This window comes from Pseudomonas sp. FG35, from assembly GCF_057809295.1.
Genome location: NZ_JBMDJR010000001.1, coordinates 415,754 through 431,906, shown reverse-complemented (window position 1 = coordinate 431,906; position 16,153 = coordinate 415,754). Strand labels below are relative to the sequence as shown.

The 16,153-nt window shown below is 59.1% G+C and carries 17 protein-coding genes; 14 read left to right on the top strand and 3 right to left on the bottom strand.

Annotated features, from left to right (window positions below; all coding sequences use genetic code 11):
• Nucleotides 1-16: 16 nt before the first annotated feature.
• Together ACODTD_RS01950 and ACODTD_RS01945 are read left to right on the top strand one after the other, a co-directional pair.
• Entirely contained in the window at nucleotides 17-925 is a 909-nt protein-coding gene (locus ACODTD_RS01950; protein WP_011334020.1) for a LysR substrate-binding domain-containing protein, read from the top strand.
• Complete coding sequence (locus ACODTD_RS01945) at nucleotides 922-1,281, top strand: MmcQ/YjbR family DNA-binding protein (RefSeq protein WP_489104373.1); 360 nt, start codon at nucleotides 922-924, stop codon at nucleotides 1,279-1,281. Before ACODTD_RS01950 ends, ACODTD_RS01945 begins: the two co-directional genes overlap by 4 nt.
• On the opposite strand, the gene ACODTD_RS01940 is transcribed toward ACODTD_RS01945, so the two are convergent.
• On the bottom strand, nucleotides 1,278-1,706 hold the full coding sequence (locus ACODTD_RS01940) for a DUF1294 domain-containing protein (RefSeq protein ID WP_011334018.1): 429 nt from the start codon (nucleotides 1,704-1,706) through the stop codon (nucleotides 1,278-1,280). The two genes, ACODTD_RS01945 and ACODTD_RS01940, sit on opposite strands and share 4 nt — an antisense overlap.
• A complete protein-coding gene (locus ACODTD_RS01935) occupies nucleotides 1,703-2,533 on the bottom strand; it encodes an undecaprenyl-diphosphate phosphatase (RefSeq protein ID WP_440779746.1) in 831 nt (276 codons plus the stop codon). The genes ACODTD_RS01940 and ACODTD_RS01935 overlap by 4 nt, the downstream gene beginning before the upstream one ends.
• A gap of 303 nt (nucleotides 2,534-2,836) precedes the next feature.
• On the opposite strand from ACODTD_RS01935, the gene ACODTD_RS01930 reads away from it, so the two are divergent.
• The 9 genes from ACODTD_RS01930 (at nucleotide 2,837) to fapF (ending at nucleotide 10,959) form a co-directional block, all read left to right on the top strand.
• Nucleotides 2,837-4,471, top strand: coding sequence for a methyl-accepting chemotaxis protein (locus tag ACODTD_RS01930; RefSeq protein ID WP_489104372.1), 1,635 nt, complete (start codon nucleotides 2,837-2,839; stop codon nucleotides 4,469-4,471).
• Between the two features lie 81 nt (nucleotides 4,472-4,552).
• Nucleotides 4,553-5,116: a nicotinamide riboside transporter PnuC gene (pnuC, locus tag ACODTD_RS01925; RefSeq protein ID WP_201818353.1), complete on the top strand. Its 564-nt coding sequence runs from the start codon at nucleotides 4,553-4,555 to the stop codon at nucleotides 5,114-5,116.
• Nucleotides 5,113-5,637, top strand: coding sequence for an AAA family ATPase (locus ACODTD_RS01920; RefSeq protein ID WP_011334014.1), 525 nt, complete (start codon nucleotides 5,113-5,115; stop codon nucleotides 5,635-5,637). The genes pnuC and ACODTD_RS01920 overlap by 4 nt, the downstream gene beginning before the upstream one ends.
• A 357-nt stretch (nucleotides 5,638-5,994) precedes the next feature.
• Entirely contained in the window at nucleotides 5,995-6,444 is a 450-nt protein-coding gene (fapA, locus tag ACODTD_RS01915; RefSeq protein ID WP_011334013.1) for a hypothetical protein, read from the top strand.
• On the top strand, nucleotides 6,445-7,014 hold the full coding sequence (gene fapB / locus ACODTD_RS01910; RefSeq protein ID WP_011334012.1) for a fibril amyloid subunit FapB: 570 nt from the start codon (nucleotides 6,445-6,447) through the stop codon (nucleotides 7,012-7,014).
• 71 nt (nucleotides 7,015-7,085) lie between these two features.
• Nucleotides 7,086-8,075, top strand: a complete 990-nt coding sequence (locus tag ACODTD_RS01905) for a hypothetical protein (RefSeq protein WP_011334011.1) — start codon at nucleotides 7,086-7,088, stop codon at nucleotides 8,073-8,075.
• Between the two features lie 63 nt (nucleotides 8,076-8,138).
• Nucleotides 8,139-8,819, top strand: a complete 681-nt coding sequence (locus ACODTD_RS01900; protein ID WP_108561817.1) for a C39 family peptidase — start codon at nucleotides 8,139-8,141, stop codon at nucleotides 8,817-8,819.
• 43 nt (nucleotides 8,820-8,862) lie between these two features.
• Complete coding sequence (gene fapE / locus ACODTD_RS01895; protein ID WP_285355643.1) at nucleotides 8,863-9,609, top strand: fibril amyloid subunit FapE; 747 nt, start codon at nucleotides 8,863-8,865, stop codon at nucleotides 9,607-9,609.
• A 45-nt stretch (nucleotides 9,610-9,654) separates the two neighbouring features.
• On the top strand, nucleotides 9,655-10,959 hold the full coding sequence (gene fapF / locus ACODTD_RS01890; RefSeq protein WP_011334008.1) for a fibril amyloid transporter FapF: 1,305 nt from the start codon (nucleotides 9,655-9,657) through the stop codon (nucleotides 10,957-10,959).
• A gap of 82 nt (nucleotides 10,960-11,041) precedes the next feature.
• On the opposite strand, the gene ACODTD_RS01885 is transcribed toward fapF, so the two are convergent.
• Complete coding sequence (locus ACODTD_RS01885) at nucleotides 11,042-12,367, bottom strand: sigma-54 dependent transcriptional regulator (RefSeq protein WP_201818350.1); 1,326 nt, start codon at nucleotides 12,365-12,367, stop codon at nucleotides 11,042-11,044.
• Nucleotides 12,368-12,710: 343 nt separating this feature from the next.
• Here ACODTD_RS01885 and ACODTD_RS01880 point away from each other — a divergent pair, with 343 nt between their 5' ends.
• From ACODTD_RS01880 to nhaB, 3 genes are all read left to right on the top strand, one after another.
• Nucleotides 12,711-12,977, top strand: a complete 267-nt coding sequence (locus ACODTD_RS01880) for a hypothetical protein (protein ID WP_011334006.1) — start codon at nucleotides 12,711-12,713, stop codon at nucleotides 12,975-12,977.
• A 285-nt stretch (nucleotides 12,978-13,262) separates the two neighbouring features.
• Nucleotides 13,263-14,552, top strand: a complete 1,290-nt coding sequence (locus ACODTD_RS01875) for a hypothetical protein (protein ID WP_489104371.1) — start codon at nucleotides 13,263-13,265, stop codon at nucleotides 14,550-14,552.
• 74 nt (nucleotides 14,553-14,626) lie between these two features.
• Entirely contained in the window at nucleotides 14,627-16,129 is a 1,503-nt protein-coding gene (nhaB, locus tag ACODTD_RS01870) for a sodium/proton antiporter NhaB (protein ID WP_011334004.1), read from the top strand.
• Nucleotides 16,130-16,153 lie beyond the last annotated feature (24 nt).

Below are 16,153 nucleotides of genomic sequence, written 5' to 3'. Positions count from 1 at the left end.
ACAGTCGGATTTCTCCATGCAAGACCTCAACGATCTCTACTATTTCGCCAAAGTGGTGGAGGCCGGCGGATTCGCCGCAGCCGGCCGCTTGCTCGGCATACCCAAGTCACGCCTTTCGCGGCGCATCGCCGAGCTGGAAGAGCGCCTCGGCGCACGTTTGCTGCAACGCACCACTCGCCAACTGAAGCTGACGGCAGTCGGTGAGCGTTACCTGCGCCACTGTCAGGCAATGCTGCTGGAAGCGGAGATGGCTGATGAAACAGTGGCCAGCATGTCCAGCGAGCCTCGCGGACGCTTGCGAGTGTCGAGCCCAACCGGGCTGGCCCATGAAATGTTGCCGGTGGTGATCAGCAATTTCCTTGGCAAGTACCCTCAGGTGCAACTGGAGGTCACCTTAATCAATCGCCGGGTCGACCTGATTACCGAAGGCATCGACGTGGCCCTGCGCGTGCGCGAACACGGCGATGAAGAACCGATGCTGGTGACTCGCCGCTTGCGTCAGGCGCAAATGGTGGTGGTGGCGAGCCCTTCCTTTGTCCAGGGTCTGGAAATCAATCATCCGCAGGACTTGAAAAACCTGCCGGTGCTGGGCGCTCTGGAAGCCGATCGCATGGTGCATGTGCGCCTGCTCGATCAGCACGGCAAGAGTTGTGATCTGGCACTGGAAGCCCGGCTGGGGATCGACGATTTCATCGTGCGCAAGGCGTGTGTGCTGGCCGGCCAGGGTTTCACTCTGTTGCCGATGATGTATTGCGAAACGGAACTGAACAACGGCACGCTGGTGCAATTGTTGCCGGACTGGTCACTGCCCGGTGGCTGGCTGCAAGCGGTGTATCCGCATCGGCGCGGGGTAATGCCGGCGGTGCGCGCGTGGATCGATCATCTGGTCGAATCGTTCAATGCCTGTGGAGAACGGCTGCTATGAAACAAGGAAAGATGAGCGAGCAGGATGTCGCGGACTTCTGCCTGGCCTTGCCCGGCGCCCGGGAAGACTACAAATGGGGTGGCGTGCGGGTGTTTTCGATTGCCGGCAACAAGATGTTCGCCTTGCAGGGATTGCGTGGTGATTCGCTGGCGTTCAAGGTCGACAAGGATCTGTTTCTCGGTCATTGCGACCGGCCGGGCATTCACCCGGCGCCGTATCTGGCCCGTGCGCAGTGGGTCATCATGCACCCGCCCTACCCGCTGGGCGCCGAGGAATTGCAAGGCTTGCTGCAGCGTTCCCATCAACTGGTGGTGAGCAAGCTGCCCAAGCGCGTGCAGGTCGGGCTGTTGCTCTAGAACAGCGCCAGCAGGTTCGAACCAAGGAACAACTGATCGATCCAGAACACCTGGTGCAACGCCACGATCATCCAGAAGAGCACCTGAAACGACACCTTGCGCGTCTTGTGCCGGAAGACCTGCTGGGCGATCAACGCACCCGGCCAGCCTCCCGCCAGTTCCACCGCGTGCAGGATGTTTTCCGGTGTGCGCCAGGCGTCGGCCCGCGCCTTGCGCTTGTCCGCCCAGTACAGGAAAAACGCCAGCACGCTGACCAGCCCGTAAGCCGTCAGCGGTACCAGGGAAATCCCGCGCAGCCACATCGAAAACGAGCCGGACAACGGCAACGCGCAGACGATCAGCAGCACCGCCAGCTTCAATTTCAAGTGCTGGATATTGCCACCGGAACGACCACGATCCGGGCGACGTGCGCGGGAGTCACTCATGGCTGAGCGGCCGTCCAGTCGACCCAGCCGAACTGCCAGGTCGCCAGAATCACCAGACCGAAAACGATCCGGTACCAGGCAAACGCCGCATAGCTGTGGCTGCCGATGAACTTGAGCAGGCCGCGCACCGCGATCATCGCGAAGATGAACGCCGTGACGAAACCGATGGCAAACACCGGGAAGTCTGCCGGTACGAACAGGTCGCGATACTTGTAGCCCGAATACACCGCCGCACCGACCATGGTCGGCATCGCCAGGAAGAATGAGAACTCGGTTGCGGTCTTGCGCGACAGGCCGAACAACAGGCCGCCGATGATGGTCGAGCCGGAGCGCGAAGTACCGGGGATCATCGCCAGGCATTGGGCGAAGCCGATCTTCAGCGCATCCGTCCAGCGAATGTCATCGACCGTTTCGGCGTGCACTTCATGCTGACGCTGCTCGGCCCACAACATCACGATGCCGCCCACCACCAGCGCGGCGGCCACAGTGATCGGGTTGAACAGGTAATGGTGAATCAGGTCGGCGAAGATCACGCCAAGCACCACGGCGGGCAGGAAGGCGATCAGCAGGTTGGCGGTGAAACGTCGCGCACTCGGCTGGGTCGGCAGGCCAATGACCACGTCGAGGATCTTGCGGCGGAATTCCCAGACCACCGCGAGAATCGCGCCGAGCTGGATGATGATGTTGAACGCCATGGCCCGCTCGCCTCCGAAATCGAGCAAGTCGGCAACAATGATCTGGTGTCCGGTACTGGAAATGGGCAAAAACTCCGTCAGCCCCTCTACAACTCCTAGAATCAGTGCCTGCAAGGCCGTCCAAAGATCCATCAATCCCCCAGAGAGCGATGCACAGAGGCATGCCCCGATAGTATTTTTTACGTTCACTGCGTTCAGCGTAGCTGGTTAAAGCTGTACCGATTCCGCGCGCACAGGATCCACACGAAACAGTCAAAATTCCGTGAAAAATCAATTTCGATTCAGGTTTTCACGCGCGGGGCCGAAATCCTAACAGACAAGCCGTAATAGCGCTGCCGCGTTCTACGACTTGGGTCGCGTATGCCCGGTCACCGAAACGTGGTTGGATGCTGGCGGTGGTTTATTACAAGAAAAAGAATCCGGAGTGACAGCGTTATGAACAGCTTGCGCAGTGTGTCGATCAGCCGACGCTTGTGGCTCATCTTGATTGTGGCCGTGGTCATGCTGTTGACGTTGGGCGTGTTGATGCTCAAGCAGATCCATGATGACCTCTACCACGCCAAGGCCCAGAAAACCCAGCATGTGGTGCAGACCGCCAGCGGTTTGCTGACTTACTACCAAGGCCTCGAAGCCGCAGGAACCCTGACCCGCGATGTGGCACAGAAACAGGCGCTGACCGCGATCCGTGGCCTGCGCTATGACCAGAATGACTATTTCTGGATCAACGACCTCACGCCCGTGATGGTCATGCACCCGACCAATCCCAAGCTCGAAGGCCAGAACCTCTCGGCGATCCGCGACCCGGACGGCTTTGCGGTGTTCAACGAAATGGTCGCCATCGCCAAGGCCAAGGGCGCCGGCATGGTCAACTATCGCTGGCCCAAGCCCGGCGCCAGCGAACCGGTGGCCAAGACCTCTTACGTGAAATTGTTCGAGCCATGGGGCTGGGTCATTGGTTCGGGCGTGTACGTCGACGACGTGCAGGCCGAGTTCCAGGGCCAGGTGATCAAGGCGTCGGTGGTAGGTCTGGTCATCGCGGTGATCATGGCGCTGCTAGTGATTCTGATTGCCCGCAGCATCGTTCGTCCGTTGCAGGAAACCGTGAACGCCATGGCCAACATCGCCAGCGGCGAAAGCGATCTGACCCGCAGCCTCGACACCCACGGCCAGGACGAAGTCACTCAGTTGGCGCATCACTTCAACGCCTTTACCGCCAAGCTGCGTCGGGTGATCGGTGAATTGCAGCTGTCCGCCAGTGCATTGGGCCAATCGTCCAGCGAGCTGGGCAACGATGCTGCGCAGGCCCAGCAACGCAGCCAGCAGCAGTCGCAGCAGATGGAGCTGGTTGCCACTGCCGTCAACGAAGTGACCTACGGCGTACAGGACGTGGCGAAGAACGCCGAACACGCCGCCAGCGAAATGCGTGACGCCGAAGCCCAGGCCCAGCAGGGCCAGATCAACATCGACGGCAGCCTGCAACAGATCGACAAGCTCTCCGGCACCATCGATCAAGCGGTGGAAGTCATCCGCACGCTGGCGACTGAAAGCACACAGATCGGCAGCGTGCTGGAGGTGATCCGCTCGATCGCCGAGCAGACCAACCTGCTGGCCCTCAACGCCGCGATTGAAGCGGCTCGGGCCGGCGAACAGGGTCGCGGGTTTGCAGTGGTGGCCGACGAAGTGCGTTTGCTGGCGCAGCGCACGCAGAAGTCCACGGCGGAAATCCAGACGATGATCGAACGCCTGCAAAACCACTCCGAAGCCGCCGTGAAGGTGATCGGCGACAGCAGCAAGGCTTCGCAACTGACCATCGAACAGGCCGGCCTGGCCAGTGCGAGTCTGAATGCCATCGGCCAGGCCCTGCGCAACCTCAATGGCCTGAACGCCTCGATTGCCAGCGCAACGCTGCAACAGGCGCATGTGGTCGAGGACATCAACCAGAACGTTACCCAGGCGGCGGGGTTGTCTCACAGCACGGCACTGGCGGCCGAGCAGTCGAGCGTGGCGAGTGTGAAACTCGGCCAGCTCAGCGAACAACTGAACGGGCTCCTGCGCCAGTTCCGCGTCTGATCCCTGCAACAGGTGGGAACTCGTTTCCCACCTGTTTTTCGGTACAATCCGCTCCCTTCCCAACTCCCCCAAGGATCCTGCATGTCCGGGCTAGAACTGTTTGCCGCCGCCCTCGGCGTGATCGCCGTGTGGCTCACGGTCAAACAGAATCCGTGGTGCTGGCCGATCGGGCTGGTCATGGTGTCGCTCTACACCTGGGTGTTCTTCGAGGTGAAGCTGTATTCGGACATGCTGCTTCAGGTGGTTTATGCCGGGCTGCAAATCTATGGCTGGTGGCAATGGACGCGGGCCGGGACGATGCATGACGGGCGCGAAGTCAGCCGGCTCAACAGTCGCTCGATTGTGCAGGGACTGGCCATCGGCACTGTCGGCAGTCTACTGCTGGGCGCTGCGATGGCCCATTGGACCGACGCTGCACAACCTTGGCTCGACGCCGCGCTGACCGGTTTCAGTCTGGTTGCGCAGTTCTGGATGGCCCACAAACGTCTGCAATGCTGGGCGTTGTGGTTCGTGCTGGATGTGATCTTCGTCGGTCTGTTCCTCTATAAAGGGCTGTACCTCACAGCGGCGCTGTATGCCCTGTTCACCCTGATCGCGGTGCAAGGCTGGCGCGAATGGCGTGCCGACCCGGCGTTGCAACGATGAAAGTGATTGTCCTGACCGGCCCCGAGTCCACGGGCAAGAGCTGGCTGGCGGCCGGGATTCAACAGCAGTTCGGCGGCTTGCGGGTGGATGAATACGTGCGCTGGTTTATCGAGCAGTACCCTCGGGATACCTGCTTGGCCGATATTCCCGAGATCGCTCGCGGCCAGTTGCAATGGGAAGACGCGGCACGTGCGCAGCAGCCGCGGCTGCTGATTCTCGATACGCATCTGCTGAGCAATATCCTGTGGAGCCAGACGCTGTTCGGCGACTGCCCGCCCTGGCTGGAAACCGAGTTGCTGGCGCGGCATTACGACCTGCACCTGCTGCTCTCCCCCGAACAGATCGAGTGGACGGACGATGGTCAGCGCTGCCAGCCCGATTTCAGTGAACGGCTCGCGTTCTATCAGGCCACCCGGACCTGGCTGGAAACCCATCACCAACCCTTGCAGATCATTCAGGGCAACTGGCTCGAACGCCATCAGCAAGCCTTCGACGCGGTGCGCGCCCTGCTCGCGGACTGACCGGGTTTTCGGGGCGTTTGCCCCGCCGTAGCCCCCTGTATTGGGGCAAAAGTGTCCGTTCCTGAAACACTCCTGCGGGTGCAAAGTGCCCGTCTCAGCGCCCTTCATCCCTTTGTCATGCGACTTGTTACGCAACTGAAACACCTGCGCGCAAACCCTTGTTCCAGAGCTTTGCAATGGCATTAAGGGGTTGCGAAGACAATGACTTGTTTCAACGATGAAACAGCTTTTGTATCAGGCCTGCACTCGTCAAACCCAACGCATTGAAATTTAAAGATATTTCAAAAGCGGCACAGCTTTCGCTCTCTCCTTCACAACGCTGAACAGGCTCAGCCCACTGAAGAAGGAATTGCCGTCGTGGGGAATATCAATAAAGCCTTCACCTGCCTTCTGCTGATCGGATCAGCTGCCAGCACTTTCCTCAGTTTCAACGTTCAGGCCGAAGGCAATGGCGTGATCGTACTCAATCGTGATGTCCAGCCGATCCCGATCGGCCGAAGCGGCGGCAAAGACCCGTACCCCACCACCGTCAATGCCAATCCTTCGGGCCGCATCGATCAAGCGATGACCAGCACCGAACTCAATGACGGTGAATTTGCCAGTGTAGCCAGCGGATCCTCGATTCGCGGAAGTATCACCACCCCGACTTCGAACATCCCCGGCATGAACACTGTGACCAATCCGAATGGCTTGCCTGGTATGGGAGGCGGTCACGGCGGCGGTGCCGGTGGCTCGATCTCCAATACCGTCAACCGTGCCATGAGCTCCGGTCTTGCCCCTCTGACTCGCATGGCTGGAGGCCAATAAATGAACCACTCTCTGCTCCTGCTCGCCCTCCTCGGCTGCACCAGCGCAATGGCTGACCCGAGTTCCGTGAACAACGCGAACATTCAGGAAACCGGCATCCAGTACCGCGGCAACTACAACGTCAACCAGGCGGCCGGCGACCAGATGCAACAAACCAACACCAAAGCGATCGCCATCGGCACCAGTGCCAGCGCGACCACCAGTGTCATTCAGCACATCAATACGCCCGCCGACCGTACGGGCAATGCCAGCGCCAACATCGGCGGCAACTCTTTCACTAACGGCAACGGGATCCTGGGCGTGAACCAGGGTGCCGGGGCCAACAACCAGATGGCCAACGTGACGCGCGTCAGCATCAGTGCTGCCCCGCAGAGCGTTGACGATAGCGCCCTTTCCCAACAGAACGTGGCGTTGTTACCGAGCTCAGGAGCAACTGGCACCCCCGGCAGTCGCCAGGTCACGACGAGTGATCAGGCCTTCACCGGCAGTCGCGGGGTAATCCAGGTGAACCAGAGTGCCGGGGTGGGGAACCGAATGGCTAACACCCTGAGCATCCGGGTCGCTGACTGACCCAAACAAGAAGCAGTGCAATTAGAAAGTACCAACACTTAACCAACTAATAAGCACGACGGAGAAACACCATGAAACCTACAATGGCCCTCAAACCACTGGTTTTCGCACTCGCAGCAGTGATGGCAATCGCAGCACAGGCAGGCGGTCGTGATGATAATCACGGTCATGGTAACGGGCATGGCAACCATGAACCAAAAGGCCCAACCCTGGAACAACTGCTGCAAATCGGCGCTGGCGCCGGCGCTGCAGTGCTCGACACTCAAAACAGCGATGGCAACCTGGTTGGCAACCAAGGCACCAAAAATGATGCCAACGTCAACAACTCTGCCAATGGCACCAACGGCAACGTTGGCATGAACAACACCGCCGGCGATGGCAACCAGCAAGACAACGCCGCCGCTCTGGCCACTGCCGACGAAAGCTTCATCTTCGGCTCTGCGGTATCTGTTTCCAGCGCAACTCAGGTCAACAACAACAACGCTGTTGCAAACTACTCCACCACCAACAACGCCAACCTCAACAACGTGGGTAACGGCGGTTCCGGCAACATTGGCGTGAACAACAGTGCCGGCAACTTCAACCAACAGAAAAACAACCTGGCAATTGCTGTATCGGGTGGTCGTGTAGCTAACGCTGCTGCTGCTGCGAACCAAAGCTCCACTGGCCTGACTGTGGCCAACAACGGCACTCAAACCTACAAAAAAGATACCCTCACCGGTACTTTCGCCGGGGCTGGCGCGTTCTACGCGAAGGGCACTGCAAAAATCGAAGACGACGATCACGGTCATGGCGGATATGGCAATAACGACAGAGGCCATGGTGGCGACAAAGATCAAAAAGCCAAATTCGAAGCAGTGGGCGTATTCGGCCTGGCAGGTGTGACCACTCAACAAGTGATGACCCCTGATGGCTGGAAAAACCCTGTGACCAACAACGCTTCCATCTCCAATGTTGGTAACAACTTCTCGGGTAACGCTGGTTACAACAACGCCGCTGGTGTTGGCAACCAACAAAGCAACTCGCTGTCCATCGCCGCAGGTTGCAAAGCCTGCATGTAATCGCGATCGAAACGAAAGCCCCGGAAACGGGGCTTTTCCTCAGTCCGCAAAGGCGTATCGATCATGCGTAAGACTGCCCTTCTCGCTCTGCTTTGCTTCTGTGGCCTGACCCAGGCTGCCCAGATGCCCGTTGCTGCCTTGCCGGGCGGCACGCTTGTCTACAAGAACGTGCAAAGCATCCGTGAGCGCAAGTTTGCCGACATCGTCGAACAGAAAACCGACTTCAGCTGCGGCGCCGCCGCACTGGCGACGGTATTGCGCCAGGCCTATTGGCTCGACGTCGATGAAGAGCACATCATCAAAGGCATGCTGGTCAACGCTGACCAGGACCTTGTCCGTACTCAAGGTTTCTCCATGCTGGACATGAAGCGCTACATAGAAAGCATCGGCATGCGCGCCAGGGGCTACAAGATTCCCCGAGAAAAACTCGACGCAGTCACGATCCCGGTGGTGGTACTGATGGAAATTCGCGGCTACAAGCATTTCGTGGTGATGCAGCGGGCGGACAAGGATTGGGTTTACATCGGAGACCCGGTTTTAGGACACAAACGCTACTCCCATGATGACTTTGTCAAAGGTTGGAACGGCATTGTCTTTGCCATCGTCGGCCCCGGATACGACAAGACCAATGCATTACGCAGTCCTCCGACACCGCTGACGGCCAAAAACAAGCTGGATGGATTCAACCCGGTCAAAGATGCTGAATTGATGGACTTCGGGTTCATACAGAGCGACTTCTTTTAATCGCCGATTACAAGAGTGGGGCTGGATGTCCCGGGAGCAGCAGATGAAAACCTCATACTGGCTGGCCGCCGCCTGCCTGGCAGCGAGCGCGTCAGGCTATGCCAATGCAGGATTCAAACCCATCGAAATCAAGGACCAGGAGCTCGCCGAGCTACGCGGTCGCTATGTCATGCCGGGCCGGATCATCAGCTTCGGTGTCGTCATGAGCAGTACCTGGCGCAATGCCAGTGGAGATCTGATCGGGGCATCGGCCTCGATGCAATTGCAGGCCGCTTCGGTAAAACCTGAATTCTACGTCTCGACCATCAAGGAACACGGCAACGGCAGTACCCCGGAACTGGGCACTGGCGCGGTCATTGGTGGAGCGGGACTCAACTCCAGCCAGGGCGTAACGCAGAGTGTGCGCGCCGCTGGCGATGGCAACGCCGCCTACAACAACGTTGCGATCAACGTCAAAGAAGCCAGTCAGGCACCCGCACTGATGCCCGCACAGGGCCAGGCCTTGATGGCCGGCCAGACCATTACCGGCAGCAACGGCGCCGGCAGCGTCGCGGTTTCGGCCACAGGCGGCGGTGTACAAATGGCCATTCAGGCCTCCGGCAATCAGGGTACCGCCTTGCAACAGGTCGCCCAGGGCGGACTGCTGCAAAACACCCGCTTGCTCGGTAACGCAAACGTAGTCAACAACCTGACACAACTCAACGTTGTCCTGAACAATAACGGCAGAAGTGCCGGCGCACTGGACTGCAACCTGACTCAACTCGGGGCGCTACGCAATATCGGATATTGAACTACGCTGAGTCTCGATCATTGGGCTTAAAGGGACGGCTTATTCATGTATCGATCAGTATCACTGCGTGCTGCTGTATGTTTGAGTACTCTTCTACCCGCGGCGATGCTGCAAGCAGCACCCGACGCCGACGTAGAAGCCCTGAAACAGGAACTTCTGGAGCTGAAGCAACGATACGAAGTACAACAGAAAGCCCTGGCGGTGCTCGAACAACGGGTCCGCCAGGTTGAAGAACAGCCCGCCTCACCACCCCCAAAACGCCTGGCCAAATCGCCTTCGGACATGAAAGGCAACCGGGTGGCTGCAGGGACCGGGGCTGCAGCAGCGTCGGGGGGCGCCGCCGGGGGCAGCGGTGCATCCTATGGCCAGTCGCTGGCCGACGATTCGCAACCGGCACAGAGCGTGTCCAACCTGTATGACGAAGCCAGCGGCTTCTTTGGCGGCGGCAAGTTCAGCTTTGAAACCGGCGTGACCTATTCGCGCTACGACACCCGCCAACTGATCCTCAACGGTTTCCTCGCCCTGGACTCGATTTTTCTGGGCAACATCAACCTCGACCGGATCAAGGCCGATACCTGGACGCTGGACCTGACGGGCCGCTATAACTTCGACAACCGCTGGCAATTCGACCTGAACGTGCCGGTCGTGTATCGCGAATCGACCTATCAGTCCGGCGGCGGCAACGGCGGTGCATCCAACGTCACCACCGAACAGGACGTCAGCCGCGACCCGACTCTCGGCGACGTCAACTTCGGCATTGCGTATAAGTTCCTGGACGAGTCGGTCAACACTCCGGATGCCGTGGTTTCCTTGCGGGTCAAGGCGCCAACCGGCAAGGACCCGTTCGGGATCAAGCTGCGCCAGACCGATGCCAACTCGAACCTGTTCGTGCCTGACACCTTGCCTACCGGCAACGGCGTATGGTCGATCACCCCGGGCATCTCGCTGGTCAAGACGTTTGACCCTGCCGTGTTGTTCGGCAGTTTGTCCTACACCCATAACTTCGAGGAGTCGTTCGACGACATCAGTTCGACCGTCAACCAGAAAAACCCGGGCAAGGTTCGCATCGGCGACAGCTTCCAGATTGGTGCGGGCGTTGCCTTCGCACTGAACGAGAAGATGAGTATGTCGTTCTCAGTGTCTGACCTGGTACAACGCAAGAGCAAGCTGAAACAGGATGGCGGGGATTGGGAATCGGTGGTGTCCAGCGACGCCAACGCCGGTTACTTCAACGTCGGCATGACCATCGCGGCCACCGACAACCTGACCATTGTGCCCAACCTGTCCATCGGCATGACGGACGATGCCCCGGACTTCTCCTTCAGCCTGAAATTCCCGTATTACTTCTAAACCGCAACAGCATGAAAAGGCCCGCTGCGACTTGCATCGCAGCGGGCCTTTTCAGCTTCCTGGACTCAGAAAGCGCCGCGCCCTAGCGGATCTGGTGCTTGTGCAGCAAACGATAGAAAGTCGGTCGGGAAACCCCCAGCACTTTGGCGGCAACGCTGAGATTGTCGCTGTGCCGGTTCAACACATCGCACAACGCCTGGCGTTCGGCGCGGGTCTTGTAGTCTTCCAGGGTGCCCATCGGTGCCGCGATCGACTGCTGGCTGATCAGCCCCAGGTCACGCGCTTCGATTTGCCGCCCTTCGGCCAGCACCAGGCCTCGACGCACCCGGTTGGCCAGTTCGCGGACATTGCCCGGCCAGTCGTGTTTGCCCATGGCGATCAGCGCGTCTTCACTGAAGCTGCGCGGACGACGGCCGGTTTCATGGCTGTAGAAATGGGAAAAGTGGTTGGCCAGCATCGACAGATCGCCGTGGCGCTCGCGTAACGGCGCGGTTACCACCTGCAGGACGTTAAGACGGTAGTACAAGTCCTCGCGGAAGCGCTTTTTCGCGATCGCGGCCTCAAGATCGACGTGAGTCGCCGCCAATACCCGCACATCCACCGGAATCGGTTGACTGCCGCCGACCCGTTCAATGTGTTTTTCCTGGAGAAAACGCAACAGATTGGCTTGCAGCTCCAACGGCAGATCACCGATTTCATCGAGAAACAAAGTGCCGCCATTGGCTGCTTCGATACGCCCGACCTTGCGTTGATGAGCGCCGGTAAACGCACCTTTCTCATGGCCGAACAATTCGGACTGGATCAAATGCTCGGGAATCGCACCGCAGTTGATCGCCACAAACGGTTTGCTGTGGCGTTGCGACTGCCGGTGCAGGGTGCGGGCGACCAGTTCCTTGCCGGTACCGCTTTCGCCGCGGATCAAAACCGGCGACTCGGTGGGGGCCAGTTTACTCAGCAACTTGCGCAGCTCGCGGATCGGTTTGCTGTCGCCCAGCAGTTCATGTTCCGGCTGATCGACGTGAATTGTGCCCTGACCGCGCAACCGCGCCATGCCGAACGCCCTTCCGAGGGTGACCTGCACCCGCGACACGTCGAACGGCAAGGTATGGAAATCGAAAAACCACTCGCAAACGAAATCGCCGACGTTCTGCAAGCGCAGCACTTCCTGATTCAGCACGGCGATCCACTCGGTGCCACTGCGGCTGATCAGCTCTTTGACGGCTTCGGGACGTTCCAGGTGAAAAGGCTGTAATCGCAACAGGCCGACATCGCAGCTTCGGTCGGCGGCATTTTCCAGGCTGCAACTGTCGACGTCCCAACCCACGGCACGTAAACCCGGCAACAATCGGTGACAGTCGTCGCACGGGTCGACGACCAATAAACGTCTTAATGCAGGCGCTTCGCTCATGACTGTTCCTTGGCGCCAAATTTTAGGAAATGATCGTAAAAACAGTCATTTGGCAAACCTGACTGTTACATTAGCAAGAATTTGACGGCGTCTTGTATCGATTGCTTATAGGCGTGCAAGTGAAGCAGTTATAAGAACGCGCTTTATTAGTTAGCTATCGACTTGATTCTTTCGCCAGGCTTTCAAATCTGTCTGAATATTGAGTGTATGAAAGAAAGTCGAAATTTCTTCAGATTCTGTGTGACCTGTCAGCGGGTTGCGTGCATCAGTACAAGTAACTCGCCGAACGGTAAGCCCAACCGACGGCACATCACTTGATTGGGCACTATAGAGAGAAGACCCCATGACCGCCCCGCTCCGTATCAACGAAGCTCTTTTGATTGCCAACCGCGCATTTGAACCTTTTCAATGCGTCGCCTGGGCCCCACAAGACGGCAATGGCGAACTGAGCCTGACCGTTATCGACCGCACCAACTCCCACATCGGTCGCACCCAGATCCCAAGCAGCGCCTACTCCGATCCGGCGCAACTTGAACACCTGTTGCAACAAGCCCGCGCCGAACTGAGCGAAGAAGGCTACGCGTTGCAATCCTGGTCGATGCCACACTGATATTTGCGGGTAATGCGGATGACGCTCAAGTCATCCGCCCTCTTCTGTTAGTTGCGAATCTTTTTCCAACTTCAGTCTTTTTGTACAACTTTCCTCAATACTTTCGCGCCTGAATGCTTGGCAGGCTTGCGACTGGTTCAAAAAGACACTGTTCTGGCACAGTGCGACCCTCCACCTGTTAGTTATGTCAGTTGTACTTGCGCGTATTCAGGGATTGAATGTTCCGCTCATGCAGTTACCCGTTTCGCCTCCCGGAAATCGGTCGACTTGCAAGGAGAAGCATGCATGTCATCCCAGATCGCCATAGCGCTGCCGACGCTTGCGAATAACGCCGGACAACTCGACAAGACCTTTTCGAGCAACGGTGTTGCGCAGGTCTATTTCGCCGGCAGTACGTCCAGCCTGATCCAGAGCGTGGCGCTCGACGCGCAGGGCAGGATCTTGGTCGCCGCCAAGGTGGGCACTGCTCAAGGCAGTTGTTTCGGTCTGGCCCGTCTGCTTGAGGACGGCTCGGCGGATCTGGGGTTCGGCTTTCAAGGCAGCGTGATAGGCCGGTTCGCTGCCGGTTTCGAAGCCACCGGCGGCAAGGTTCAAGTCTTGCCCGACGGGCGGATTCTGCTGGCGGGCCTGCACTACGAATCAGAACATCGCACCCTGCCCGCCCTGGCGATGTTCGATGTTCAGGGCCGAACTGACCGGGATTTCGGTGACAACGGTCGACAGATTGTCCGTCTGCCCGGCGACCTGTCCATGGGCACCCGCGATGCCTGGCTCCCGCCAGGCGTTCCGGGCGCCGAAGCCTGCGATTTCGCGGTGCAGCCGGACGGGCATATCCTGCTGATCGCCAACCATCACTTCGAACTGGCCGACCACGTCGGCATGCTGATCCGCCTCAAACCCGATGGCAGCCTCGACCCGTCCTTCAACGGTCGCGGGTTCGTCATGGTCCGTCACTTGCTGCTCAATACCTGGCTCGGTGGCTTGCTGTTGCAAGACGATGGACGCATCGTAGTGGCCGGTTCCATCGACTTCCCTCAGGAAGGCCTGCTCGCCCGCTACCTGCCGGACGGGCGGCTCGATGAACGTTTTGCGGTGGACGGTTTCATGGCCTTCAAGGCCCAGGGGCACAGCACCCTGGTCAACCAAGTCATCGAATCAGCGGAGCATTTGCATTGTTTTGGCAGCAGCCGCGATCCGATTCGATGCATGGCGCTGTCTGTCCATGGCAACGGCCGCCCAGACCTGCACTGCAACGGTGGTCAGCCGCATCTTCTGGAAATCGGCCCCAGCGGCTGCCAGTGGAGCGCAGCGCAGGTGATGCCGGACGGTCGCACCCTCGCGGTCGGCGCGACCATCGGCGGGGTTGAAGCCGACTTCATCGTCGCCCGCTATCTGGCCAACGGCAGCCTTGATCGAAGCTTCGGTTCCGGTAATGGCTGGTTACGCACACGGCTGGGGCGCAGCCTCGATACCGCCACTTCGCTGGCGATCCAGCCGGGGGGCGAGATTCTGGTGGGCGGTTATTCGCTGGATGGCAACTACCGCGCAGTAGTCGCGCGTTATCTGAATCATTGATGCGAACCTTCCTACACTTGATCTTGCCCATGGCTTACGGCAACTTGCGCGCTTCTTAATACAAGGAGCAACCGATGTCCGGTTCGATGGCCCAAGCGTTCGCGCACAACTTTCTCGGGCATTCGCCCCGCTGGTACAAGGCGTGCATCGTCGGGTTTCTGATGCTCAACGCGCTGGTGCTGTGGAGCGTCGGTCCGGTCGCCGCTGGCTGGTTGCTGGTGATTGAGTTCATTTTCACCCTGGCCATGGCGCTCAAGTGCTACCCCCTGATGCCCGGCGGTTTGCTGCTGATCGAAGCGCTGCTGCTGAAAATGACCACGCCCCAGGCGCTGTATGAAGAGCTGCAGCACAATTTCCCGGTGATTCTGCTGCTGATGTTCATGGTCGCCGGCATCTACTTCATGAAAGACCTGCTGCTGTTCCTGTTCTCGCGCCTGTTGCTGGGCGTGCGTTCGAAGGCGCTGCTGGCCCTGATGTTCTGCTTTCTGTCGGCATTTCTTTCGGCGTTTCTCGACGCACTGACCGTCACCGCAGTGATCATCAGCGCCGCCGTGGGCTTCTATTCGGTTTATCACCGGGTGGCCTCCGGCAACGATCCACGCCAGGACAGCGAATTCAGCGATGACCAGCATCTGCCTCAACTGCATCACGAGGACTTGGAGCAGTTTCGCGCCTTCCTGCGCAGCCTGTTGATGCACGGCGCTGTCGGCACTGCATTGGGTGGCGTCTGCACCCTGGTGGGTGAGCCACAAAACCTGCTGATTGGTCACGAGATGGGCTGGCACTTCGCCGAGTTTTTCCTGAAGGTCGCGCCGGTGTCGCTGCCGGTTCTGGTTGCGGGACTGGTGACCTGCCTGCTGCTGGAGAAATTGCGCTGGTTCGGTTACGGCACGCTGCTGCCGGACAACGTACGTGCCGTGCTGGCCAACTACGCCGCCGAAGACAACGCGGAGCGCACCCCGCGCCAACGCGCCGCCCTGCTGGTGCAAGGCTGCGCTGCGCTGATCCTGATCGCCGGGCTGGCGTTCCATATCGCGGAAGTCGGCTTGATCGGACTGATGGTGATTGTGTTGATCACTGCGTTCACCGGGATCACCGACGAGCACCGACTGGGCAGCGCATTCAAGGACGCGATGCCGTTCACCGCGTTGCTGGTGGTGTTCTTCGCCGTGGTCGCGGTGATTCACGACCAGCAACTGTTCGCGCCGCTGATTCAGTGGGTGCTGGCACTGCCGGCCGACCAGCAACCGGGGATGCTGTTCATCGCTAACGGCCTGCTGTCGGCGATCAGTGACAACGTGTTCGTTGCCACGATCTATATCACTGAAGTAAAACAGGCTTTCCTGTCCGGACACATGAGCCGCGAGCACTTCGAGACGCTGGCAATTGCGATCAACACCGGCACCAATCTGCCGAGCGTGGCGACGCCCAATGGTCAGGCGGCGTTTCTGTTTCTGCTGACGTCGGCGATTGCACCGCTGGTACGGTTGTCGTACGGGCGGATGGTGTGGATGGCGTTGCCTTACACCGTGGTGATGGGATTGCTCGGCTGGTACGCCGTGAGCTACTGGCTGTAGAAACAACAACGGGAGCCCTGGGGC